Raw genomic sequence first — 21,195 nt, 5'->3', positions numbered from 1 at the left:
GGTATGAGGAATTTTCTTTGGGTTGTAGGAATATTCCTGTCCGCGTAAAAGTACCCCGCCGAAGCGGGGGTGCGGCTCAGGTAGCTTTGAATCCGGGCTTTTTATTGATGGCGCGCCATTCTTTCACAATTCGTAGAATTTCTTCAGGAGCGTCCAGTCCATCAGCTTCAGGCCAGTAAATAAGATCGGATCCACTGGGGTGTTCAGAAATTTCTCTGAAGTCCAAGATCCGCGAATCTAGCTCCTTCTCGCTTACATCATCTGTCGGGTCGGTGATGGAGACAATGATTTCTAGGAATTCGGCTTCGGAGAAGTCGGAAAATTTCTTTCTATCTTTCATTTCGATGCCCCGTAATGGATTCGATTGTGAGCCTCTGGAGTTACCACTTTTAGATTGTCTGCATCGTATACGGCTCCACCTTCCGAGATTGGAATGACATGATGAAGTATAAAGGTAGCATTGCCCTTGTAACGGTCGATGTCGCGTGCCTTGGGTGCATAGCCCTTGTTCATGAGCTTGTTATTAGTGGTGTTGAATTGCCTAGAGAGCTCTGGTGTATTGGCGACGATTTTCCAGAACTAACTTCTGAACGCATCAAAGTCTCGAAACTCCCTTCCTCTCAGCAGATCTGCAATTGCAGCAGGGATTGCGGCGCCCTCTTTCCGGGTCTCCTCCGAAAGCCAAACACCGTCGACCGTTGATCCTTGACCAGTGACAGCTCCCGGCTCATAGCGTGGGCTCTTGAAAACCACCAGAATAGGCGGCAATCCCGAGTCTATCGGGAAGGTGATGATCAGCCGTTCCTGATCCAGCAAGTCCAGCGCAGGATAACGTTCCGTCTCGGTGCTGACCGGGTTCAGGCTGCCGCCCGTATAAACCACCGTGCCCGGCGGCACTGACGGCAGGCTGGTGGAATTGCCTTCTTCTACTCCAGGCGCACTGGCCGGTGTCCAGGTCAGGATGCGCTGTGGATTATCGAGCGCCAGGCTGTAGACCTGCCGCTCTGTATCGAACGTCGCCGGGTGTACGGCCACCGGTTTGCCGCCGGGGACCACGTAGAGATCGACACCCTCTGCCTCCTCACGGCCTGCCAGCAAATAAGGCAAGTCGACGCTTGCTGAAGAGTTAGCAAGGGCGGCCAAGTCAGGCCCGCCATGCGGCGAGAGGCTGGAAAGGGGTGTGCTGATCAGGTACCGCCTTTCGGCGTTGCCCAGGGGCGATGGCCATGCTGCCGAGAGCATGCCGACAGCCAGCGGGGTGGCCGCTGCCGCCGTTGTCGTGGCCAGGCGCCCTATGGCTGCTGCTATTGCCTCCAGAAGGGCGGTCGCAGCGGTTTCGGCGATTGCGAAGGTCGCTGCGCCAATCGGAATGATGATCGGCACGGAGGCGGCAGTATGGGTGTCGTTGATGTAGCTGATGCTTTGGCGTGCTGCTTCCTGCCTTTGGCGTTCCGCCTCGGCAGCGAGTCGCTCTGCCTCGGCGGCTTGTCGCGCAGCTTCCTCTGCCGCCAGTCTTTCAGCTTCTGCCTGCTGACGGGCTGCCTCTAGCTGACTGGCATGCTGGGCAAGCAATCGCTCCACTTCGTTGGCGCGGTGAACCAGATTCTGTGTGCCGCTCGAATAAACGCCGAGAAACCTGATCGACTCGCTCAGTGCCAGAGCATGGTGATACTCCTTCCAGCGTGCTCCGGCTCGTCTCAGGTTTTGCTCGTCCACAAGATGCAAAAGTGCTTCGAGCTGAGGTTTCGACAGGGGGCCGTTGATCTGCGGGTTCTGTTGCGCGAATGACGGAGTTTGAGCTTGTTTGGCTTGTGCCATGGATGCAGCGGTTGCCAAATAAGCATTGAGTGTCTGGGCGAGCGTCCATGAACTATCGACAGCGGTTTGCTGGCTCAACTCATGTTGCAGAACATTGGGTAGGCAATCGAAATGAATCTGCCGTTCGGCATTGATTTGCGTGGTTCTACGTTCGGCGGCCTTGATCAGGTCGACTGGAGGCTGACTGAATTCTGCTCCATCCACTTGCGCTGCCAGAGCGCTAAGGTCGTCGGCCAGCGCTTGGTGCTTCTGGGCTTCGATATGTAATTTGTAGGCCCCCTCCCATGATTGCCTCAGTCGTGTGATAAACGCTCTTCCTAGCGCTTCACCTGTTTCAGCAAATACACCAGGCTCCAGCATTCTGCTCATCATAGAGCCAGCGCGCTTATAGAATGCAGGAGCGCCATAATAGGCGTTGGCGTCAGGGACGATTTGCAAGTAGCCATCGCGAATCTGAGAAATTCGCGAAGTCAAGATTCGCTGCTGTGCTATTGCACGCGAAAGTGGGTCCGGGAAATTAGCTGCTTCAGTCGTGATTAGGTGCTTAAGGGCTCCCATGGTTTCGGCGAGCTGATTCAAATGTGGGGCGTACTGTTCTTCGAACTCTTTTTCAATGACTTGATACTCCTCGCCCAGAACCCTGCGCAAGGATATGACCCTTGAAATGTCAGACCTGCTGGGGCTTGTTCCTCTTGGGGTTCCTTGGCCGAGCCCCCAACCACCGCTACCAGGCCCGCCACCTCCCGAACCTAGGTAATTAATGACATCAGCTGTTGGGGCCTTCGCGCTGATAAACAGAGCTTCATCCAGATAGTACGTTATTCCCTGTTCCATGTAGGTTCTCCTGATCGCTACATGGCAAGCGTGCTTCAGGAAATTTTTCTTGTATGTCAGGCGCGGTACGTCAATCGGTAGGAGCGTTCCTAAGGACTTGAAAGATCTAATTCAGATATGAGTTTCCGAAACGGGGATAACGCGTTTTTCCTTAACTGCCTTGTAGGAAAAACTCGAGTAAATCTCCTTCACCCCCGGCAACCGCTGCAGCACTTCCCGGGTAAATTCCCCAAACGACTCCAGATCCCGCGCCAGTATCTCCAGCAAAAAGTCATACCGCCCTGAGATGTTGTGGCAGGCCACAATCTCTGGAATCTCCATCAGCCGTTTCTCGAATGCCAACGCCACGTCCTTGGTATGCGAATCCATCATGATGCTGACGAATGCCGTCACCCCAAACCCCAGCGACTTGGGCGAAAGGATCGCCTGATAGCCGGTGATATAGCCGTTGTCCTCCAGCAACTTCACCCGCCGCCAGCAGGGCGAGGTGGTCAGTGCAACCTGGTCGGCGAGTTCGGACACGGTAAGGCGGGCGTTGTCCTGCAGGGCGGCGAGCAGGGCGCGGTCGGTGCGGTCGAGGCTTGAAGGCATGATATGCCCTCCTGTCGTTGTATTTATTGTTTTCTTTCCAAAACAGGCGCAATAGCGTGGGATATTTTGGAAAAATTCAGGTAGCTCGGTGGCATAAGCTTATAGCAAACCACCAGAGGCTGTTGCCATGCGCGACTCCCATAACAACACCGGTTTTTCCACCCGTGCCATCCATCATGGCTACGACCCGCTTTCCCACGGCGGCGCTCTGGTGCCACCGGTTTACCAGACCTCGACCTATGCCTTCCCCAGCGTCGAATACGGCGCGGCGTGCTTTGCCGGGGAGGAAGGTGGGCATTTCTACAGTCGCATCTCCAACCCGACCCTGGCCTTGCTGGAGCAGCGCATGGCGTCTCTGGAAGGCGGGGAGGCGGGTCTGGCGCTGGCGTCGGGCATGGGCGCCATCACCTCCACGCTATGGACCTTGCTGCGCCCCGGTGACGAGCTCATTGTCGGGCGCACGGTATATGGCTGCACCTTCGCCTACATGCACCATGGCATCGGTGAATTCGGAGTGAAGATCCGCCATGTCGACCTCAATGACACCAAGGCGCTGAAGGCTGCGATTACCCATAAGACCCGGATGATCTACTTCGAAACCCCGGCCAATCCGAACATGCAATTGGTCGATATCGCTGCAGTGGCCGAGGCGGCGCGGGGGCATGACCTGCATATCGTGGTCGACAACACCTATTGCACGCCTTATCTGCAACGGCCACTGGAGCTGGGCGCCGATCTGGTGGTGCATTCCGCGACCAAGTACCTCAGTGGCCACGGCGATATCACCGCCGGACTGGTCATCGGCCGCAAGGCGCTTATTGATCGCATTCGTCTGGAAGGGCTCAAGGACATGACTGGCGCGGTGTTGTCGCCACACGATGCCTCGCTGTTGATGCGTGGCATCAAGACGCTCGCGTTGCGCATGGATCGTCACTGCGCCAATGCCCAGCAGGTTGCCGAGTTTCTCGCAGATCAGCCGCAGGTGGAGCTGATCCATTACCCGGGGCTGTCATCGTTTGCCCAGTACGAACTGGCGCATCGGCAGATGCGCTTGCCGGGCGGAATGATTGCCTTTGAGCTCAAGGGCGGCATCGAGGCCGGGCGGCGCTTCATGAATGCGCTGCAACTGTTTGCCCGGGCGGTGAGCCTGGGCGATGCCGAGTCGCTGGCGCAGCATCCGGCGAGCATGACCCATTCGAGCTACACACCGCAGGAGCGGGCGCATCATGGGATTTCCGAGGGGTTGGTGCGCCTGTCGGTAGGGCTGGAGGATGTCGAGGATCTGATTGCCGATGTGGAGCAGGCGTTGGCGAGCGTGTAATCCGGGCAAGAAAAAGGCCTCTCGCGAGGCCTTGTCCATTTCAGCCGATCAGCGCTTGAGGCCGTAGCTCTCATCGAGCATACCCGGCGAGTTCGGGGTCTTCGGCGCATAGTCACGCGGCACTTCAGCGGTGTCGCGCGGCGGAGTCAGGCGGTCGCGCGGCCCCTGGGCCGCTTCGGAATGCAGGGCAGCCAGCAAGCGCTGGCGGGTGACATCGTCAAGGGCCAGGCTGTTGGCGCCTTCAGCCAGGTGATCCTGCACGTCCTGGTAGCTCTGGGTCAGTTTCTTGACCAGCATGGCGGTGCTGTTGAAGTGGGTGACCACTTCGTTCTGGTAGCTGTCAAAGCGCTTCTGGATGTCATCCAGTTGGCGCTGGGTGTTGCTGGGCGCCGCATTGGGCAGCAGGCGGGCCACGATGAAACCGACCGCCACACCGATGACCAGGGCCAGGGTTGGCAACAACCAAACAAGGAGCGAGAGTTCCACGAGTCCTTCCTCTATAAACGGCTTTGCTTTACGTTAACGGCTCAGACCTGCGCTGTATACCGCGAGCGATCGCAAATCAGAACAGAATTCATCACCTAGACGAATCGACCCCCTTCGAGGTCACGGAGTGAGTGCCTTGCTTGTCCGCGAAACCCCCTTGTTCATCGATGGCCCCGCTGGCCAGCTGGAAGCCTTGTACCTGGACGTGGCCGACGCCCGCGGCGCGGTGCTGATCTGCCATCCCAACCCGGTCCAGGGCGGCACCATGCTCAACAAGGTGGTCTCGACCCTGCAGCGCACGGCCCGTGACGCAGGTTACGTGACCCTGCGCTTCAACTATCGCGGCGTTGGCCAGAGCGCCGGCAGCCATGACATGGGCGCTGGCGAAGTGGCCGATGCCGAGGCCGTCGCGGCCTGGTTGCGTGAAAAGCACCCGCAACTGCCGCTGGTGCTGATGGGCTTTTCGTTCGGTGGTTTTGTCGCCACTAGCCTGGCAGGACGCCTGGAAAGCGCGGGTTTCGAGCTGCAGCAACTGTTCATGATCGCCCCGGCGGTGATGCGCCTGACGGCGGAGTTCCCGCTGCCCCAGCGCTGCCCGATCACCGTGGTGCAGCCCGACGCCGACGAAGTCGTCGCGCCGCAGCTGGTTTACGAATGGTCCGACGCCCTGTCGCGCCCCCATGAGCTGCTGAAAGTGGCAGAATGCGGACACTTCTTCCATGGCAAGCTGACCGATCTGAAGGATCTGCTGCTGCCGCGCCTTTCGAATTGAGCCAAGCCTGAATAAGCGAACACCCATGACCACGCGCATTCTCACCGGTATCACCACCACCGGCACCCCGCACCTGGGCAACTACGCCGGCGCCATCCGCCCGGCCATCGTCGCCAGCCAGCAGCCCGGTGTCGATTCGTTCTACTTCCTGGCCGACTACCACGCCTTGATCAAGTGCGACGACCCACTGCGCATTCAGCGTTCGCGCCTGGAAATCGCCGCCACCTGGCTGGCCGGAGGCCTGGATCCAGACAAGGTCACGTTCTACCGCCAGTCCGATATTCCCGAGATCCCCGAGCTGACCTGGCTGCTGACCTGCGTCGCGGCCAAGGGCCTGCTCAACCGCGCCCACGCCTACAAGGCCTCGGTGGACAAGAACCTGGAAACCGGCGAAGACCCGGATGCCGGCGTGACCATGGGCTTGTACAGCTACCCGGTGCTGATGGCTGCAGACATCCTGATGTTCAACGCCAACAAGGTGCCAGTTGGTCGCGACCAGATTCAACACGTGGAAATGGCACGTGACATCGGCCAGCGTTTCAACCACCTGTTCGGCCAGGGCAAGGACTTCTTCGCCATGCCCGAGGCGGTGATCGAGGAAAGCGTGGCGACCTTGCCGGGCCTGGACGGTCGCAAGATGTCCAAGAGCTATGACAACACCATCCCGCTGTTCACCAGCGCGAAGGACATGAAGGACGCCATCTCGCGCATCGTCACCGACTCGCGCGCACCCGGCGAAGCCAAGGACCCGGACAACTCGCACCTGTTCACCCTGTTCCAGGCCTTCTCGTCGCCGGCGCAGTGCGCCGAGTTCCGCGAAGAACTGCTGCAGGGCCTGGGGTGGGGCGAGGCCAAGCAGCGTCTGTTCCAGTTGCTCGACGGCCAGTTGGCCGAGAAGCGTGAGCACTATCACCAGCTGATTTCGCGCCCGGCGGACCTCGAAGACATCCTCCTGGCCGGCGCTGCCAAGGCCCGCAAGATCGCCACGCCGTTCCTCGAGCAACTGCGCGAGGCCGTTGGCCTGCGCTCGTTCCGCAGCAGCGTGCAGGCCAGCACCGAAGTGAAGAAAAAAGCCGCCAAGAGCGCGCGTTTCGTCAGCTTCCGTGATGAGGATGGCAGCTTCCGCTTCCGTCTGCTGGCTGCCGATGGCGAGCAACTGCTGCTGTCGCGCAGCTTCGCCGACGGCAAGAGCGCTGGCGCCGTGAGCAAGCAGCTGCAGCAAGGTGGCGAGGCCGATGTGCGTGTCGAAGGGCTGGGCTTCAGCCTGTGGCTTGACGGCGAGCAAGTTGCCGACGGGCCGCAGTTCGACAGCGGCGAGGCACGTGACGCGGCCATCGAAGGCTTGCGTGCAGCGCTTCAGCCTTAGTAGGAGCGGATTTATCCGCGAAGTAGACGCCGCGGTGTATGGCACGGGCTTCGCCCGTGTTCGCGGCTGAAGCCCCCACAGGGATTGCATGCCGCCTGAGGCATTTCGCCGCAAGTCTGATTGCCATAATGCGGGCCTGTCGCTACAGTGACGGCCCGTTTTTTGTTGCCTCGCTAACGAAATCATGACGCCCCTAGAACGATATCAAGCAGATCTGAAACGTCCCGACTTCTTCCATGACGCGGCGCAGGAGACTGCGGTGCGTCACCTGCAGCGCCTCTACGACGACCTGGTGCAGGCGCAGAACAACAAGCCGGGCATGTTCGGCAAGTTGTTCGGCAAGAAGGAGCAGACGCCGGTCAAGGGCCTGTACTTCTGGGGTGGGGTAGGCCGCGGCAAGACCTACCTGGTCGATACCTTCTACGAGGCGCTGCCGTTCAAGCAGAAGATGCGCACGCACTTCCACCGTTTCATGAAGCGTGTGCATGAGGAAATGAAAACCCTCAAAGGCGAGAAGAACCCGCTGACGATCATCGCCAAGCGCTTCAGTGAAGAAGCCAGGGTGATCTGCTTCGACGAATTCTTCGTTTCCGACATTACCGATGCCATGATCCTTGGCACTCTGATGGAAGAGCTGTTCAAGAACGGCGTCTCGCTGGTGGCGACCTCCAACATCGTCCCCGACGGCCTGTACAAGGACGGCCTGCAGCGCGCGCGCTTCCTGCCGGCTATCGCCATGATCAAGCAGTACACCGACGTGGTGAACGTCGACAGCGGCGTCGACTACCGCCTGCGTCACCTGGAGCAGGCCGAACTGTTCCACTTCCCGCTCAATGAAGCGGCAGAGCAGAGCATGCGTGCCAGCTTCAAGGCACTGACCCCGGAGTGCACCCAGGCCGTCGACAATGACGTACTGATGATCGAAAACCGCCCGATCCACGCCCTGCGTACCTGTGACGACGTCGCCTGGTTCGACTTCCGCGCGCTGTGTGACGGGCCGCGCAGCCAGAACGACTACATCGAGTTGGGCAAGATCTTCCACGCCGTGTTGCTGAGCAACGTCGAGCAGATGAGCGTCACCACCGACGACATCGCCCGGCGCTTCATCAACATGGTGGATGAGTTCTACGACCGCAACGTCAAGCTGATCATTTCGGCCGAGGTGGAGCTCAAAGACCTGTATACCGGTGGGCGGTTGGCATTCGAGTTCCAGCGTACGCTGAGCCGACTGCTGGAAATGCAGTCGCACGAGTTCCTGTCGCGCGCGCACAAGCCGTAATCCATCGAAACTGGGGCCGCTTTTGCGGCCCCAGGTATTTCAGGCTTCCTGCATGAACTGCTGCCGATATTGGTTCGGCGACAACTCCGTGTGCTGGCGGAACAACCGCGCAAAGAAGCTCGCATCGTCATAGCCGACCTCATAGCTGATGGTCTTGATGCTCTTGCGCGTGCTCGACAGCAACCCTTTGGCCGTTTCGATCCGTAGCCGCTGCAGGTAATGCAACGGCTTGTCGCCGGTTGCGCCCTGGAACCGACGCATGAAGTTACGGATGCTCATGCCGTGGTTGCGGGCCACGTCCTCGAAGCGGAATTTATCGGCGAAGTGCTCTTCCAGCCAGTGCTGGATCTGCAGGATGATCAGGTCCTGGTGCAGCTTCTGCCCGCCAAAGCCCATGCGCCCCGGGGTGTAGTTGCGCTGCACTTCGTAGAGGATGTCGCGGGCCACGGCGCGGGCCACGTTGGCCCCGCAGAAGCGCTCGATCAGGTAGATGTACAGGTCGCAGGCCGAGGTAGTGCCACCAGCGCAGTACAGGTTGTCGGCATCGGTCAGGTGCTTGTCCTGATTCAGCCGGATTTTCGGAAAACGCTCGGCAAATGTGGCGAAGAAGCGCCAATAGGTGGTTGCCTCCTTGCCGTCGAGCAGGCCCGACTCGGCCAGCCAGAACACGCCGCTGGCTTCGGCACAGAGCACGGCACCACGGGCATGTTGCTCGCGCAGCCAAGGCAGTACCTGTGGATAACGTTGCAGCAGGTTGTCGAAGTCTTCCCAAAACGCTGGGAGGATGATCACATCGGCATCGTCAAGGCCACCATCGACCGGCAGCTGCACGTTGCTGAAGCTGTCCACCGGCTGGCCATCCGGGCTCACCAGGCTGATCTCGAACATGGGCTGCAAACCCAGGCCCAGCTGCTTGCTATAGCGCAAGCTGGCAAGGTGGAAAAAGTCCTTGGCCTGCATCAAGGTCGAAGCGAACACCTTGTCAATGGCCAGGATGCTGACGCGCCGCAACGACGCGGAGGGTTGGGTAAACATCATTGTCATTGTTCTTATAGGGTAGAGTGGTCAATCACCGGCTGGATCGTCTTATTTTTTGGCGATTGTGTCTACCCCGCAGAATTGCGCTGCCCTTCGGCTCAAGGCGCTGGGTTCGGATGCTCCTGGTGGATCGCCTCGATGGCCGCCAGCAGCTCATCGCTCAGGTTCAGCTCCAGGCTTCTGAGGTTGCTCTCCAACTGCACCAGATCGGTCGCGCCAATGATGTTGCTGGTCACGAACGGTTGGCGTGTAACGAAGGCCAGGGCCATCTGCGCGGGGTCCAGGCCATGCTCGCGGGCCAGCTGTACATAACGGCCGCAGGCCGTCACGGTCTGTGGATTGGAGTAGCGGGCGAAACGGCTGAACAGGGTCAGGCGGCCTTTTTCCGGGCGTGCGCCGTTTTCGTACTTGCCCGACAGCATGCCGAAGGCCAGAGGTGAGTAAGCCAGCAGGCCGCACTGCTCGCGAATGGCGACTTCCGCAAGGCCCACTTCGAAGCTGCGGTTGAGCAGGTTGTAGGGATTCTGGATCGACACCGCGCGCGGCCAGCCGCGAGTTTCCGCCAGCTGCAGAAACTTCATGGTGCCCCATGGTGTTTCGTTCGACAGGCCGATGTGACGGATCTTGCCAGCCCGCACCTGTTCGTCGAGCACCTCCAGGGTTTCTTCCAGCGGGGTGAAATGGTCTTGTGGCAAGTGCTGGTAGCCCAGCTTGCCGAAGAAGTTGGTACTGCGCTCCGGCCAATGCAGCTGGTAGAGGTCGATGCGATCGGTGTTCAGGCGCTCGAGGCTGGCATCCAGGGCGGCGACGATGTGCTGGCGATTGTGCTTGAGCTGGCCATCGCGAATATGGCTGATGCCATTGCCGGGGCCTGCGATCTTGCTGGCCAGCACCCAGTCGTCACGGTCGCCATTGGCTTGGAACCAGTTGCCGATGATGCGCTCGGTTGCCGCGTAGGTCTCAGGGCGCGGCGGCACCGGGTACATCTCGGCGGTGTCGATGAAGTTGACCCCGCTGGCCTTGGCTTTGGCGATCTGTGCGAAGGCCTCGTCCTGGGTGTTCTGCTCGCCCCAGGTCATGGTGCCCAGGCACAGGGCGCTGACGTCGAGGTCGGTACGGCCGAGCTTGCGGTATTCCATCGGGAAAACACTCCTTGGCAAAGACACCCATAAAAGCAGGTTGAAATTTTTCGCGCAATCTGGATAATTCGGCACCTCTCCGTGTGGCGGGAGTGATGCACCACCACGCAGGAAGAACCCTGTCGAACATTGGCGTGCCCGACCCGAGCCCCCAAAAGCGTCAGTGTTCGGCTGCGCGCTTGCCCTTGGCAAGCTGTGCACTATCCAGTAAGATTCGCCGTCTATTTTTCGCTGGGCGGCCTCTGAGGCTTTAGAGAATGAAAACTTTTACTGCTAAACCGGAAACAGTAAAGCGCGAGTGGTTCGTAGTCGACGCCGCTGGCCAGACCCTGGGTCGTCTGGCTACCGAAATCGCTAGCCGTCTGCGTGGCAAACACAAACCAGAATACACCCCTCACGTTGACACCGGCGACTACATCGTCGTCATCAACGCCGAGCAGATCCGTGTAACTGGCGCCAAGTCTTCCGACAAAATGTACTACTCCCACTCCGGCTTCCCAGGCGGCATCAAGGAAATCAACTTCGAGAAGTTGATCGCCAAAGCCCCTGAGCGTGTTATCGAAACCGCGGTCAAAGGCATGCTGCCTAAGAACCCGCTGGGTCGCGACATGTACCGCAAGCTGAAAGTGTACGCGGGTGCTGCTCACCCACACACTGCTCAGCAGCCTCAAGAACTGAAGATCTAAGGGGATAGTTCATTATGTCGGCGACTCAAAATTACGGCACTGGCCGTCGCAAGACCGCAACCGCTCGCGTTTTCCTGCGTCCGGGTACTGGTAACATCTCCATCAACAACCGTTCGCTGGACGTGTTCTTCGGTCGCGAAACCGCTCGCATGGTTGTTCGTCAGCCACTCGAGCTGACCGAAACCACCGAGAAGTTCGACATCTACGTCACCGTTGCCGGTGGTGGTGTCAGCGGTCAAGCCGGTGCGATCCGTCACGGTATCACCCGCGCTCTGATGGAATACGACGAAACCCTGCGTGGCGCTCTGCGTCGTGCTGGCTACGTCACCCGCGACGCTCGTGAAGTCGAGCGTAAGAAAGTGGGTCTGCGTAAAGCGCGTAAGCGTCCTCAGTACTCCAAGCGTTAATACCGCTTCGGCAGTCGAAAAAAGCCCGGTTCCTTGGAACCGGGCTTTTTTTATGTCTTGAACTAACCTGTCAGCATGTCCGTGGTGACCTGCCACATAGACGCAGATCAAGCAAAGCGAGGGTTGTGGCCCATTGCCAGGCTAATCACCTTGTCATTGTGTGGACTTGTTTCTTACCATGGCGGCCAATTTTTAGTGCCACAGACATTACCTAAGTACAGGCCTGATCCAACAGGCCAAGCAAGCTGATGGGAGAGGACTGAATGAGCAATGACGGCGTCAACGCAGGCCGGCGCCGCTTCCTCGTAGCCGCGACATCCGTGGTCGGGGCGGCGGGGGCAGTGGGGGCTGCGGTACCGTTCGTGGGGTCATGGTTTCCCAGTGCCAAGGCGAAGGCTGCCGGTGCACCGGTGAAGGTCAATATCGCCAAGGTCGAGCCCGGGCAGCAGATGGTCGCTGAATGGCGCGGCCAGCCCGTATTCATCGTGCGGCGAACGCAAGAGATCCTTGGCAATCTCAAAAAGCTCACGCCAGAGCTGTCCGACCCCGAGTCGAAGGCATCCGTGCAGCCAGCGTACGTCGACCCGGAAGTTCGCTCGATCAAGCCGGAACTGCTCATTCTTGTCGGCCTGTGCACGCACCTGGGCTGCTCGCCGACCTTCCGCCCGGAAGTCGCGCCGGCTGACCTCGGGCCGAAGTGGGTGGGGGGCTATTTCTGCCCGTGCCACGGCTCGCATTACGACCTGGCTGGCCGTGTGTACAAGTCGCAACCCGCACCTCTCAACCTGCCAGTGCCGCCGCACTCTTACGAGTCGGATGACATCGTCGTCATCGGCGTCGACCAGGAGAAAGCATGATGAGCAAGTTCATGGACTGGATTGACGCTCGCTTCCCCGCCACCAAGATGTGGGAAGACCACCTGAGCAAGTATTACGCGCCCAAGAACTTCAACTTCCTGTATTTCTTCGGCTCGCTAGCCCTGCTGGTACTGGTCAACCAGATCGTCACCGGCGTCTGGCTGACCATGAGCTTTACACCCTCGGCGGAAGAGGCCTTTGCCTCGGTCGAGTACATCATGCGTGACGTGGAATACGGCTGGATCCTGCGCTACCTGCACTCCACCGGTGCTTCGGCGTTCTTCATCGTGGTCTACCTGCACATGTTCCGCGGCCTGCTCTACGGCTCCTACCAGAAGCCACGCGAGCTGGTATGGCTGTTCGGCATGCTGATCTACCTGGCGCTGATGGCTGAGGCGTTCATGGGCTATTTGCTGCCGTGGGGGCAGATGTCGTACTGGGGCGCCCAGGTTATCATCTCGCTGTTCGGTGCCATCCCGGTAATCGGCGGCGACCTCACCCAGTGGATCCGTGGTGACTACCTGATTTCGGGCATTACCCTCAACCGCTTCTTCGCCTTGCACGTGGTGGCCTTGCCGATTGTCATTCTCGGCCTGGTGGTGTTGCATATCCTGGCACTGCACGAAGTGGGCTCGAACAACCCGGATGGGGTCGATATCAAGAAGAAGAAGGACGAGAATGGCATCCCGCTCGACGGCATTCCGTTCCACCCGTACTACACCGTCAAGGACATTGTCGGGGTGGTGGTGTTCCTCTTCGTATTCTGCGCCGTGGTGTTCTTCTTCCCGGAAATGGGCGGCTACTTCCTGGAAAAACCCAACTTCGAGCAGGCCAACGCCTTCAAGACGCCTGAGCATATTGCCCCGGTCTGGTACTTCACGCCGTTCTACGCGATCTTGCGTGCCGTGCCTGACAAGCTGATGGGGGTGATCGCCATGGGCGCCGCCATCGCCGTGTTGTTCGTGTTGCCCTGGCTCGACCGCAGCCCGGTGCGCTCCATGCGCTACAAGGGTTGGATCAGCAAGGTCTTCCTGCTGGTGTTCTGCATTGCCTTCGTCATCCTCGGCATCCTCGGGGTATTGGCACCGACGCCAGGGCGCACCTTGCTGTCGCAGGTGTGCACGGTGTTGTACTTCGCCTACTTCCTGCTGATGCCGTTTTACACAAGGCTCGAGAAGACCAAACCGGTTCCGGAAAGGGTGACTGGCTGATGAAAAAGTTGATTGCAGTATTTTTGCTGGCAGTGATGACTGCCTTTTCCTTCGCTGCCGAGCATGGCCTGGAGCTGGACAAGGTCGATATCGACCTGACCGACAAGGCCGCCATGCAGGACGGTGCGCGAACGTTTGCCAACTATTGCATGGGCTGCCACAGCGCCAAGTTCCAGCGTTACGAGCGGGTTGCCGATGACCTGGGCATCCCCCATGAGTTGATGCTCGAGAAGCTGGTGTTCACCGGTGCCAAGATCGGTGACCACATGAATATCGGCATGAAACCCACTGACGCCAAGACCTGGTTCGGTGCCGCGCCACCTGACCTGACCCTGGTAGCCCGGGTGCGCGGTACCGACTGGCTGTACAGCTACCTGCGCAGCTTCTACGAGGACCCGTCGCGCCCTTATGGGGTGAATAACAAAGTGTTCCCCAACGTCGGCATGCCCAATGTGCTGGTAGGCCTGCAGGGCAACCAGGTGGTGGGTTGCAAGCAGGTGCAGATGGTGGTCGATGGCAAGAAACAATTCGACCCATTGACAGGCAGCCCGTTGACCCATGAAGCGTGTGACCAGCTGACCATCACGCCGAATTCCGGTACCCTGACCACCGAGCAGTTCGACGAGAAGGTCAAGAACCTGGTGACCTTCCTGGCCTATTCGGCCAACCCGGTCAAACTGGAAAGCCAGCGCATCGGTACCTACGTGTTGCTGTACCTGGCTTTCTTCTTCGTGTTCGCCTACTTGCTCAAGCGCGAATACTGGAAGGACGTGCACTGATCACGCAGTAGTTTCTGGTAGTTGAACGCGCCCTGGGCGCTCCCTTGTGCAAGCGGGGGAGCTTCCAGGGCGCGTTTGCATTTGCAGTTTCACAAGCATCCCCTGCGAGGAGGCGCTACATGGGCGTGACCAACCGGTTAGCCTGCTATTCCGATCCCGCTGACCCTTACTCTCACCGGGTACGCCTGGTGCTTGCCGAGAAGGGTGTCAGCGTGCAGATCATCGACGTCGACCCCGGGCGTCTGCCACCCAAGCTGGTTGAGGTGAACCCTTACGGCAGCGTGCCGACCCTGGTCGATCGTGACCTGACGTTGTATGAATCGACCGTGGTGATGGAATACCTCGAGGAGCGTTATCCGCACCCGCCGCTGATGCCGGTTTACCCGGTGGCGCGCGGTAATAGCCGCTTGTTGATGCATCGCATCCAGCGTGACTGGTGTGCGTTGGCCGATACCGTGCTCGATCCGCGCAGCAGTGATGCCGCCCGGGCTGAGGCGCGCAAGGCCCTGCGCGAGAGCCTGACCGGCGTCTCGCCGCTGTTCAACGAGTTCGCTTGCTTCATGAGCGATGAGCAAAGCCTGGTCGATTGTTGTCTATTGCCCATACTCTGGCGTTTGCCGGTGATGGGTATCGAATTGCCGCGGCAAGCCAAGCCGCTGCTGGATTACATGGAGCGACAGTTCGCCCGCGAGCCTTTCTTGGCGAGCCTGTCCTCCGTTGAGCGTGAAATGCGCAAGCTTTAAGGAGCCGTTGATGAACTCCAGTCGCCCCTATCTGGTTCGAGCACTGTACGAGTGGATCGTCGACAACGATTGCACCCCTCATATGCTGGTCAATGCCGAGTTTCCGGCTGTCCAGGTGCCGCAAGGTTTCGCCAGTGACGGCCAGATCGTCCTGAACATTTCCCCGAGTGCCGTGCGCAGCCTGCACATGGACAACGATGCGGTGAGCTTCGAGGGCCGCTTCGGTGGCGTTGCTCATTCGCTGTTCGTGCCGGTAGGTGCCATTCTCGGCATTTACGCCCGTGAGAACGGCCAAGGCATGGTCTTCGAGCTGGAGCCGCCGGTGATGGAGGGTGAAGAGCTGGACGACGAAGGTGTCGAGCCGGATGACGATGGTCCACCGCAAGGCGGTGGCCAGCCGCCGCGCCCGAGTGGTCGGCCGAGTTTGAAGGTGGTCAAGTAACAAAAAAGGCGATCCGCAAGGATCGCCTTTTTCATTGCTGGCCTGAAATTACAGGTCGCTGATGGTGCGCACCTGGTCCTTGTTGATGCGGGTGCGTTTGCCGTCGAGTTGCTCGAACTCGTAGAAGCCTGAAATCTTCTCATAGTGCGGGGTGTCGATGGCTTGGATCTCGCGGCCATCGTTGAGGGTGATCAGGCTTGGTGTGGAGCAGCCGGCCAAGGCGGCGAAGGTGCCGATCAGCAGGGCAGGCAGCAGCAGCTTTTTCATGCGGTGTTTCCTGAATATTTGAAAGGTTGAAACGTGATCAGTCGATATATTCGAAGAGCTTGACGATCTTCTGCACCCCAGACACACCCTGTACCACCGCAGTGGCGGCGTTGGCTTCTTGCTGGGTTACCAGGCCGAGCAGGTAGACAATGCCGTTTTCGGTGATCACCTTGATGCGCGAGCTGGGTACGGCATTGTCGGCCAGCATCTGGGTCTTGATCTTGGTGGTCAGCCAGGCATCGTTGTTGCGCGCCAGGATGGAGGAGGGCTGCATCACCTGCAGCTCGTTGTGGACTTTCTTGACGCGCTGTACCTGGCCGGCAGTTTGTTCGGCCAGGCTCTTGAGGTCGGCGCGCGGGGTTTGCCCGGCGAGCAGGACGATACCGTTGTAGCTGCTGACGACGATGTGCGAACTCTTGTCCAGGTCCGGGTTGGCCTTGGAAATATTGACCGCCGCTTTGGTTTCGATCAGCGAATCGTCGATCTTGCTGCCGATAGTACGTGTGCCGCGATCATCCTCGATCGGCGAGTTGCGGGTCGAGGTCAGTACCGAGCTGCAGCCGGTGACGCTCAGGCACAGGGTCAGGGCCATCAGGCCGAGGCGCATAGGGATCATTCTTCACTCCCGAACAGTTGGCTGTCGATCAGATCGCACAGGCAGTGGATCGCCAGCAGGTGGACTTCTTGAATACGTGCAGTGACCGTTGCAGGTACGCGGATTTCCACGTCCTCTGGCAGCAGCAATGATGCCATGCCGCCTCCGTCGCGCCCGGTCAAGGCTACGACAATCATTTCGCGATCATGTGCGGCCTGGATCGCTTGAATCACGTTGGCCGAGTTACCGCTGGTCGAAATCGCCAGCAGCACGTCGCCGGGCTGGCCCAAGGCGCGAATCTGCTTGGAGAAGACTTCGTTGTAGCTGTAGTCGTTGGCGATCGACGTCAGCGTCGAGCTGTCGGTGGTCAGCGCAATCGCCGGCAGGCTCGGGCGCTCGCGCTCGAAACGGTTGAGCAGCTCGGAAGAGAAGTGCTGGGCATCACCGGCCGAGCCGCCGTTGCCGCAAGCGAGCATCTTGCCCTCATTGAGCAGCGCATTGACCATGACCAGGCTGGCCTGCTCGATGTGTGGTGCCAGGATGTCCATTGCCTGTTGCTTGGTATCGATGCTGGCCTGGAACAGCCGGCGAATTCGGGATTGCATGTCCATCTGGTGACCTTAAGTGGGGCGGTGGCAGGCGCGACGCGCAACAGCGACCAGCCCGCGAAACATAGAGCAAGAAAATGGGAGTGGGTTCAGCATTCGAAGGCGTTTTTCAGCCATTGAAGCGGCCGGCCTGCGTGGTGGCTACCCTGCAGGGCGACAACGTCGAAGCGGCAAGGGTAATTGGCCCAGCGAGACTCCTTCTGCAGGAAAAGACTGGCGGCAAGCACCAGTCGTTTCTGCTTGCGCCCGTCGATACTGCCGAGGGCGCCACCGAAGCCCGCGTGCAACCGATAGCGGACTTCGACGAATACTACTGTATCGGCGTCGAGCATGACCAGATCAAGCTCGCCGCCTTTGCATCGCCAGTTGCGCGTCAGCAGTTGCAGGCCCTGCCCCTGAAGGTATTCAAGGGCCTGGTTTTCTGCGGCCTGGCCGGCGCTGGTCGGCGATGCGTCCGGCATCAGCGGCTGGTGTCCGGCAGGCGCTTGACCTGGCCGCCGGAGAACTCGGCCCATGGCAGCTGGCGCTCGATGCGCTGGCTGGCGCTCATGCTCAGGCTGCCGGAAAGGCCTTGTATGCGGTTGTCTGGCAGTGCTTTCAGCTGGCCCAGGCGTGGCGCCAGGCTGTAGGCATCGACGCCCATGGCGTACAGGCGGCCGAGGCTGCCGGCGGCTTGTGGCCACTGCTGTACCACCTGCTGGCGCAGGCTGTTGGTGGTGTCTAGCAGCCACGGGGTTTCGCAAAAGCGAATGCCGTTCATGTCGTTGTACTGGTTGACGTCACCACTGGCGCTGTACAGGTTCGAGGTGGCGTAGACCGGTACGTCACCCGCGTACTGGAAGTTCAGGGTCGGCTTGATCTGCTGTGCCTGCTGTGGGGTCGAGGCAAGGAAGATGAAATCGATGTCCTGGCGACGTGAAGGCTGTGCGGCAATGCTGCCACCGACCGTGCTCTGCACGCTCTGTGCGCGGCCTTCGCTTTGACGCAGCTGGAACAGGTTGGCGATCTGCTGGGCGAGGGCGACCGGCTGGGCGATGCGCTCGGCGGCGATGATGGTGCCGCCATTGCCTTCCCAATCCTGGCGGAAGGCAGCGAGCACGCGATCGCCCCATTCGCCGCTCGGTACCAGTGCCACGGCGCGGACCATGCCGTCGGCGCGGGCACGCCGCGAAACTTCGCGGGCTTCGTCTTCTGCGGCGAGGCCGAACTGGAACAGCTGTGGTGGGGCCTTCTGACCCGCGTCGGCGTAGTTCAGGGCGAGAGTGGTGATAGGCAGTTGCGCGTTGGCGGCGAGTTTTTTCACCATGGCTTTCTCCAGCGGGCCGACCACCAGTTGCACGCCATCGGCCTGAGCCTGGCGGTAGAAGTCGTCGAGCGAGCCGATGCGCGAGCTGTCGTAAACCTGCACGGCTGGCGCTTGCTGGCCGGCTTGCTGGGCCTGGAAGTGGGCAGCCATGAAGCCGTCACGCAGGGCGCGGGCGACGCCGGCCAATGGGCCTTCCTGGGGCAGCAGCAAGCCAATTTTGGTCAGCGGCTGGCTGGCCAGTTCCTTGAGCTTGGTCAAGGCCAGGGGCAGTTGCTTGGCTGCCGGGTGATCAGGATGCTGTTGGCGCCAGGTGTCGATTGCCGCCTGCTGTTGCTCCAGGGTGCCGGCGCTTTTTACGGCCAGGGCGAGGCTGGTCCAGCCGGCCAGGGTTTCGTTGCTGGCGGGCTGCTGCAGTTGCTCGGCTGGCAGCGAGGCGACCAGCGCCCAGATCGCGTCATTATTGCTGCTGGTGGCCTGGCCGCTGAGCAGGGGGCTCAGCAGCACGCGCTGTTGTGCCGCAGCCAGGGTCTGGCCATCGGCCTCCAGGGCGGCGGCGTGCACGCTGTAGGTGCGTACCTGTTGCTCTGCCGGCAGTTCGGCGATGTGCTGCAGGCTGGGATGCGACAGGGCGCTGAGGGCCGCTTTGGGCTGATTGCGGCTCATGGCCAGTTCCGCGCCGAGGGTCGCGGCGAAGATTTGTTGGGCGGGCTTGAGCGTATCCATCGGCACTTGCTCGAGAATGCGTGCGGCGCGCGGATAGTCCTTCTGCTTGTAGGCCAGGTCGGCAGCGCTCAGGCGCAGCAGGGCAGCATCTTCTGCGGACTTGCTGGTCGCTGCTTGTTGGAGCAGTTGCTCGATGCTGGCGTCCGGGGTGCGCGGCAGCTCGCCCAGGCTGGATGAGGGCGAGCTGGCGCAGGCTGCCAGCAGGGCAGCGAGGCAGAGGGCTGTGAACAGCCGCAGGCAAGCGATCATGTAAAGGTCCTGTTACCGATCAAGTTGGCCGGCAATTGTACCGAAGGGTTGGCCGGGGCGCGATGTTGCTGATTGCAGAACCTTCACTATAGGTGGCTGAGCGGTCGGCGCGGGTGAAGTTCTTTGCGCCCTGTTACCGGCGCTCGGGCTACAATGGCACCTTTGATCCGAAAGACAGGTGTGCGCAGTGACTGATGTGGCAGGGGCTTCGAAATCCACCGTGGGGACGCTGTACGTGGTCGCGACCCCCATCGGCAACCTCGACGACATGAGTGCCAGGGCCTTGAAGGTGCTGGCCGACGTCGCCTTGATCGCTGCCGAGGACACCCGGCATTCGATCCGCCTGTTGCAGCATTTCGGCATCGACACGCCGCTGGCGGCCTGCCATGAGCACAACGAACGCGACGAGGGTGGGCGCTTCATCACCAAGCTGATGGCCGGTGAGGATGTGGCGCTGGTGTCCGATGCCGGTACTCCGCTGATTTCCGACCCGGGCTATCACCTGGTGCGCCAGGCGCGGGCCGCAGGGGTCAGTGTGGTGCCGGTACCTGGCGCTTGCGCGCTGATCGCCGCGCTTTCGGCGGCGGGGCTGCCGTCCGACCGCTTCATCTTCGAAGGCTTCCTGCCGGCCAAGACCGCTGGCCGGCGTGCGCGCCTGGAGCAGGTGAAGGAAGAACCGCGCACGTTGATCTTCTACGAGGCGCCTCACCGTATTCTCGAATGCCTGGAAGACATGGTGCTGGTATTCGGCGCCCAGCGCCCGGCGCTGCTGGCGCGCGAGCTGACCAAAACCTTTGAGACCCTCAAAGGGTTGCCGCTCGGTGAGCTGCATGCCTTCGTGGCGGGTGACAGCAACCAGCAGCGTGGCGAGTGCGTGGTGCTGGTCGGTGGCTGGAGCGCGCCGGAGGGCGAGGAGGCGATCAGCACCGAAGCGCAGCGCGTGCTCGACCTGCTGCTGGCCGAGTTGCCGCTCAAGCGTGCGGCGGCGTTGGCGGCGGAAATTACCGGTGTGCGCAAGAACCTGCTGTATCAGGTAGCCCTGGAAAAGCAGAAAGCCCAGTGAGGTAATTTGCGGTATTGCTTGTTCTTGAGCGCGCGTGCCGTTAACCTTGGCGGCGGAGAGTCGATCGGACAGTCGCTGCCGTCTTTTGTTCCGCAAAAGGCGGGGGAGGAAAGTCCGGGCTCCATAGGGCAGAGTGCCAGGTAACGCCTGGGAGGCGCGAGCCTACGGAAAGTGCCACAGAAAATAACCGCCTAAGCACTTCGGTGCCGGTAAGGGTGAAAAGGTGCGGTAAGAGCGCACCGCACGGCTGGCAACAGTTCGTGGCTAGGTAAACCCCACTCGGAGCAAGACCAAATAGGGTTCCATTAGGCGTGGCCCGCGTCGGAACCGGGTAGGTTGCTAGAGGCGTCCAGTGATGGCCGTCGTAGAGGAATGACTGTCCTCGACAAAACCCGGCTTACAGATCGACTCTCCACCTCCCTCCCTCCTGCTTAATCGATAGCAGATCGCTCCTGGTAATACCGAAAAAATCTTACTCTTAATAAATCACTTTAACTTCGAACTGCATTCGTTTGAGTCGGTTTGATTTTTCACGTTTTTTTCATCCCGGGTCATCCTTCCCTCCCTCCTATATCGCGCTAAATCTCGGTCCTGTAAGGGTTTTCCTTATGAACG

General features: G+C 60.1%; 22 protein-coding genes, 1 other RNA gene and 1 pseudogene. 13 read left to right on the top strand and 11 right to left on the bottom strand.

The window, feature by feature from the left end; all coding sequences use genetic code 11:
* Window positions 1-76: 76 nt before the first annotated feature.
* The 3 genes and pseudogenes from ACZ6YA_RS12275 to ACZ6YA_RS12265 all read right to left on the bottom strand — a co-directional run bounded on the left by ACZ6YA_RS12275 (window position 77) and on the right by ACZ6YA_RS12265 (window position 3,243).
* Window positions 77-340 (bottom strand): bacteriocin immunity protein, encoded by a 264-nt coding sequence (locus ACZ6YA_RS12275; RefSeq protein ID WP_465897370.1) that lies wholly within the window; start codon window positions 338-340, stop codon window positions 77-79.
* Window positions 337-2,178, bottom strand: a pseudogene (locus tag ACZ6YA_RS12270) (S-type pyocin domain-containing protein). Before ACZ6YA_RS12270 ends, ACZ6YA_RS12275 begins: the two are co-directional and overlap by 4 nt.
* A gap of 585 nt (window positions 2,179-2,763) precedes the next feature.
* Window positions 2,764-3,243 carry an Lrp/AsnC family transcriptional regulator gene (locus tag ACZ6YA_RS12265; protein ID WP_465897369.1) on the bottom strand — a complete coding sequence of 160 codons (480 nt, stop codon included), beginning with the start codon at window positions 3,241-3,243 and terminating at the stop codon, window positions 2,764-2,766.
* A 127-nt stretch (window positions 3,244-3,370) separates the two neighbouring features.
* Between ACZ6YA_RS12265 and ACZ6YA_RS12260 the strand changes: the two genes are divergently transcribed.
* Window positions 3,371-4,564, top strand: coding sequence for a methionine gamma-lyase (locus ACZ6YA_RS12260; RefSeq protein ID WP_465897368.1), 1,194 nt, complete (start codon window positions 3,371-3,373; stop codon window positions 4,562-4,564).
* A gap of 48 nt (window positions 4,565-4,612) precedes the next feature.
* On the opposite strand, the gene ACZ6YA_RS12255 is transcribed toward ACZ6YA_RS12260, so the two are convergent.
* A complete protein-coding gene (locus ACZ6YA_RS12255; RefSeq protein WP_400799940.1) occupies window positions 4,613-5,050 on the bottom strand; it encodes a Z-ring associated ZapG family protein in 438 nt (145 codons plus the stop codon).
* Between the two features lie 136 nt (window positions 5,051-5,186).
* Here ACZ6YA_RS12255 and ACZ6YA_RS12250 point away from each other — a divergent pair, with 136 nt between their 5' ends.
* From ACZ6YA_RS12250 to zapE, 3 genes are all read left to right on the top strand, one after another.
* Window positions 5,187-5,822 (top strand): alpha/beta hydrolase, encoded by a 636-nt coding sequence (locus tag ACZ6YA_RS12250; RefSeq protein ID WP_465897467.1) that lies wholly within the window; start codon window positions 5,187-5,189, stop codon window positions 5,820-5,822.
* A gap of 25 nt (window positions 5,823-5,847) precedes the next feature.
* The gene (locus ACZ6YA_RS12245; protein WP_465897367.1) at window positions 5,848-7,188 is read left to right on the top strand and encodes a tryptophan--tRNA ligase; all 1,341 of its coding nucleotides are present in this window, start codon (window positions 5,848-5,850) and stop codon (window positions 7,186-7,188) included.
* 184 nt (window positions 7,189-7,372) lie between these two features.
* Window positions 7,373-8,467 (top strand): cell division protein ZapE, encoded by a 1,095-nt coding sequence (zapE, locus tag ACZ6YA_RS12240; protein ID WP_465897365.1) that lies wholly within the window; start codon window positions 7,373-7,375, stop codon window positions 8,465-8,467.
* Window positions 8,468-8,506: 39 nt separating this feature from the next.
* Here zapE and ACZ6YA_RS12235 read toward each other — a convergent pair whose 3' ends face one another.
* Together ACZ6YA_RS12235 and ACZ6YA_RS12230 are read right to left on the bottom strand one after the other, a co-directional pair.
* A complete protein-coding gene (locus ACZ6YA_RS12235) occupies window positions 8,507-9,427 on the bottom strand; it encodes a GlxA family transcriptional regulator (RefSeq protein ID WP_465897466.1) in 921 nt (306 codons plus the stop codon).
* A 176-nt stretch (window positions 9,428-9,603) separates the two neighbouring features.
* Window positions 9,604-10,644 carry an NADP(H)-dependent aldo-keto reductase gene (locus ACZ6YA_RS12230; protein WP_465897364.1) on the bottom strand — a complete coding sequence of 347 codons (1,041 nt, stop codon included), beginning with the start codon at window positions 10,642-10,644 and terminating at the stop codon, window positions 9,604-9,606.
* Between the two features lie 257 nt (window positions 10,645-10,901).
* Between ACZ6YA_RS12230 and rplM the strand changes: the two genes are divergently transcribed.
* The 7 genes from rplM (at window position 10,902) to ACZ6YA_RS12195 (ending at window position 15,769) form a co-directional block, all read left to right on the top strand.
* A complete protein-coding gene (gene rplM / locus ACZ6YA_RS12225; protein WP_008097538.1) occupies window positions 10,902-11,330 on the top strand; it encodes a 50S ribosomal protein L13 in 429 nt (142 codons plus the stop codon).
* Window positions 11,331-11,344: 14 nt separating this feature from the next.
* Window positions 11,345-11,737 carry a 30S ribosomal protein S9 gene (gene rpsI, locus ACZ6YA_RS12220; protein WP_264311679.1) on the top strand — a complete coding sequence of 131 codons (393 nt, stop codon included), beginning with the start codon at window positions 11,345-11,347 and terminating at the stop codon, window positions 11,735-11,737.
* A gap of 263 nt (window positions 11,738-12,000) precedes the next feature.
* Entirely contained in the window at window positions 12,001-12,594 is a 594-nt protein-coding gene (gene petA / locus ACZ6YA_RS12215) for a ubiquinol-cytochrome c reductase iron-sulfur subunit (protein ID WP_465897363.1), read from the top strand.
* Window positions 12,594-13,805 carry a cytochrome b gene (locus ACZ6YA_RS12210; RefSeq protein ID WP_016395499.1) on the top strand — a complete coding sequence of 404 codons (1,212 nt, stop codon included), beginning with the start codon at window positions 12,594-12,596 and terminating at the stop codon, window positions 13,803-13,805. The genes petA and ACZ6YA_RS12210 overlap by 1 nt, the downstream gene beginning before the upstream one ends.
* Window positions 13,805-14,584, top strand: a complete 780-nt coding sequence (locus ACZ6YA_RS12205) for a cytochrome c1 (protein ID WP_465897362.1) — start codon at window positions 13,805-13,807, stop codon at window positions 14,582-14,584. Before ACZ6YA_RS12210 ends, ACZ6YA_RS12205 begins: the two co-directional genes overlap by 1 nt.
* A gap of 119 nt (window positions 14,585-14,703) precedes the next feature.
* Entirely contained in the window at window positions 14,704-15,327 is a 624-nt protein-coding gene (locus ACZ6YA_RS12200; RefSeq protein ID WP_465897361.1) for a glutathione S-transferase N-terminal domain-containing protein, read from the top strand.
* 10 nt (window positions 15,328-15,337) lie between these two features.
* A complete protein-coding gene (locus tag ACZ6YA_RS12195) occupies window positions 15,338-15,769 on the top strand; it encodes a ClpXP protease specificity-enhancing factor (protein ID WP_403134803.1) in 432 nt (143 codons plus the stop codon).
* A gap of 48 nt (window positions 15,770-15,817) precedes the next feature.
* On the opposite strand, the gene ACZ6YA_RS12190 is transcribed toward ACZ6YA_RS12195, so the two are convergent.
* The 5 genes from ACZ6YA_RS12190 to ACZ6YA_RS12170 form a co-directional block, all read right to left on the bottom strand.
* Window positions 15,818-16,036, bottom strand: a complete 219-nt coding sequence (locus tag ACZ6YA_RS12190) for a YgdI/YgdR family lipoprotein (protein ID WP_465897360.1) — start codon at window positions 16,034-16,036, stop codon at window positions 15,818-15,820.
* A 37-nt stretch (window positions 16,037-16,073) separates the two neighbouring features.
* Complete coding sequence (locus tag ACZ6YA_RS12185) at window positions 16,074-16,652, bottom strand: BON domain-containing protein (protein ID WP_465897359.1); 579 nt, start codon at window positions 16,650-16,652, stop codon at window positions 16,074-16,076.
* Window positions 16,649-17,242 (bottom strand): phosphoheptose isomerase, encoded by a 594-nt coding sequence (locus ACZ6YA_RS12180; RefSeq protein WP_400799971.1) that lies wholly within the window; start codon window positions 17,240-17,242, stop codon window positions 16,649-16,651. The genes ACZ6YA_RS12185 and ACZ6YA_RS12180 overlap by 4 nt, the downstream gene beginning before the upstream one ends.
* A gap of 86 nt (window positions 17,243-17,328) precedes the next feature.
* Complete coding sequence (locus ACZ6YA_RS12175; protein ID WP_465897358.1) at window positions 17,329-17,700, bottom strand: YraN family protein; 372 nt, start codon at window positions 17,698-17,700, stop codon at window positions 17,329-17,331.
* Window positions 17,700-19,517, bottom strand: a complete 1,818-nt coding sequence (locus ACZ6YA_RS12170) for a penicillin-binding protein activator (protein ID WP_465897357.1) — start codon at window positions 19,515-19,517, stop codon at window positions 17,700-17,702. The genes ACZ6YA_RS12175 and ACZ6YA_RS12170 overlap by 1 nt, the downstream gene beginning before the upstream one ends.
* A gap of 187 nt (window positions 19,518-19,704) precedes the next feature.
* Here ACZ6YA_RS12170 and rsmI point away from each other — a divergent pair, with 187 nt between their 5' ends.
* On the top strand, window positions 19,705-20,580 hold the full coding sequence (gene rsmI, locus ACZ6YA_RS12165) for a 16S rRNA (cytidine(1402)-2'-O)-methyltransferase (protein WP_465897356.1): 876 nt from the start codon (window positions 19,705-19,707) through the stop codon (window positions 20,578-20,580).
* A 56-nt stretch (window positions 20,581-20,636) separates the two neighbouring features.
* Window positions 20,637-20,996: RNase P RNA component class A (gene rnpB / locus ACZ6YA_RS12160), an RNA gene on the top strand.
* Window positions 20,997-21,195 lie beyond the last annotated feature (199 nt).

The sequence above is a fragment of the Pseudomonas sp. NPDC090752 genome (genome assembly GCF_055584805.1).
The sequence above is the reverse complement of the archived record's forward strand: the minus strand, read 5'-3'. Positions and strand labels throughout refer to the sequence as shown.

Excerpts from the sequence above, each read along its gene's own strand:
- ACZ6YA_RS12275 (WP_465897370.1), bottom strand. The coding sequence starts at position 340 with ATGAAAGATAGAAAGAAATTTTCCGACTTCTCCGAAGCCGAATTCCTA.
- ACZ6YA_RS12265 (WP_465897369.1), bottom strand. The coding sequence starts at position 3,243 with ATGCCTTCAAGCCTCGACCGCACCGACCGCGCCCTGCTCGCCGCCCTG.
- ACZ6YA_RS12260 (WP_465897368.1), top strand. The coding sequence starts at position 3,371 with ATGCGCGACTCCCATAACAACACCGGTTTTTCCACCCGTGCCATCCAT.
- ACZ6YA_RS12245 (WP_465897367.1), top strand. The coding sequence starts at position 5,848 with ATGACCACGCGCATTCTCACCGGTATCACCACCACCGGCACCCCGCAC.
- zapE (WP_465897365.1), top strand. The coding sequence starts at position 7,373 with ATGACGCCCCTAGAACGATATCAAGCAGATCTGAAACGTCCCGACTTC.
- ACZ6YA_RS12235 (WP_465897466.1), bottom strand. The coding sequence starts at position 9,427 with ATGCAGGCCAAGGACTTTTTCCACCTTGCCAGCTTGCGCTATAGCAAG.
- ACZ6YA_RS12230 (WP_465897364.1), bottom strand. The coding sequence starts at position 10,644 with ATGGAATACCGCAAGCTCGGCCGTACCGACCTCGACGTCAGCGCCCTG.
- rplM (WP_008097538.1), top strand. The coding sequence starts at position 10,902 with ATGAAAACTTTTACTGCTAAACCGGAAACAGTAAAGCGCGAGTGGTTC.
- rpsI (WP_264311679.1), top strand. The coding sequence starts at position 11,345 with ATGTCGGCGACTCAAAATTACGGCACTGGCCGTCGCAAGACCGCAACC.
- petA (WP_465897363.1), top strand. The coding sequence starts at position 12,001 with ATGAGCAATGACGGCGTCAACGCAGGCCGGCGCCGCTTCCTCGTAGCC.
- ACZ6YA_RS12210 (WP_016395499.1), top strand. The coding sequence starts at position 12,594 with ATGAGCAAGTTCATGGACTGGATTGACGCTCGCTTCCCCGCCACCAAG.
- ACZ6YA_RS12205 (WP_465897362.1), top strand. The coding sequence starts at position 13,805 with ATGAAAAAGTTGATTGCAGTATTTTTGCTGGCAGTGATGACTGCCTTT.
- ACZ6YA_RS12200 (WP_465897361.1), top strand. The coding sequence starts at position 14,704 with ATGGGCGTGACCAACCGGTTAGCCTGCTATTCCGATCCCGCTGACCCT.
- ACZ6YA_RS12195 (WP_403134803.1), top strand. The coding sequence starts at position 15,338 with ATGAACTCCAGTCGCCCCTATCTGGTTCGAGCACTGTACGAGTGGATC.
- ACZ6YA_RS12190 (WP_465897360.1), bottom strand. The coding sequence starts at position 16,036 with ATGAAAAAGCTGCTGCTGCCTGCCCTGCTGATCGGCACCTTCGCCGCC.
- ACZ6YA_RS12185 (WP_465897359.1), bottom strand. The coding sequence starts at position 16,652 with ATGATCCCTATGCGCCTCGGCCTGATGGCCCTGACCCTGTGCCTGAGC.
- ACZ6YA_RS12180 (WP_400799971.1), bottom strand. The coding sequence starts at position 17,242 with ATGGACATGCAATCCCGAATTCGCCGGCTGTTCCAGGCCAGCATCGAT.
- ACZ6YA_RS12175 (WP_465897358.1), bottom strand. The coding sequence starts at position 17,700 with ATGCCGGACGCATCGCCGACCAGCGCCGGCCAGGCCGCAGAAAACCAG.
- ACZ6YA_RS12170 (WP_465897357.1), bottom strand. The coding sequence starts at position 19,517 with ATGATCGCTTGCCTGCGGCTGTTCACAGCCCTCTGCCTCGCTGCCCTG.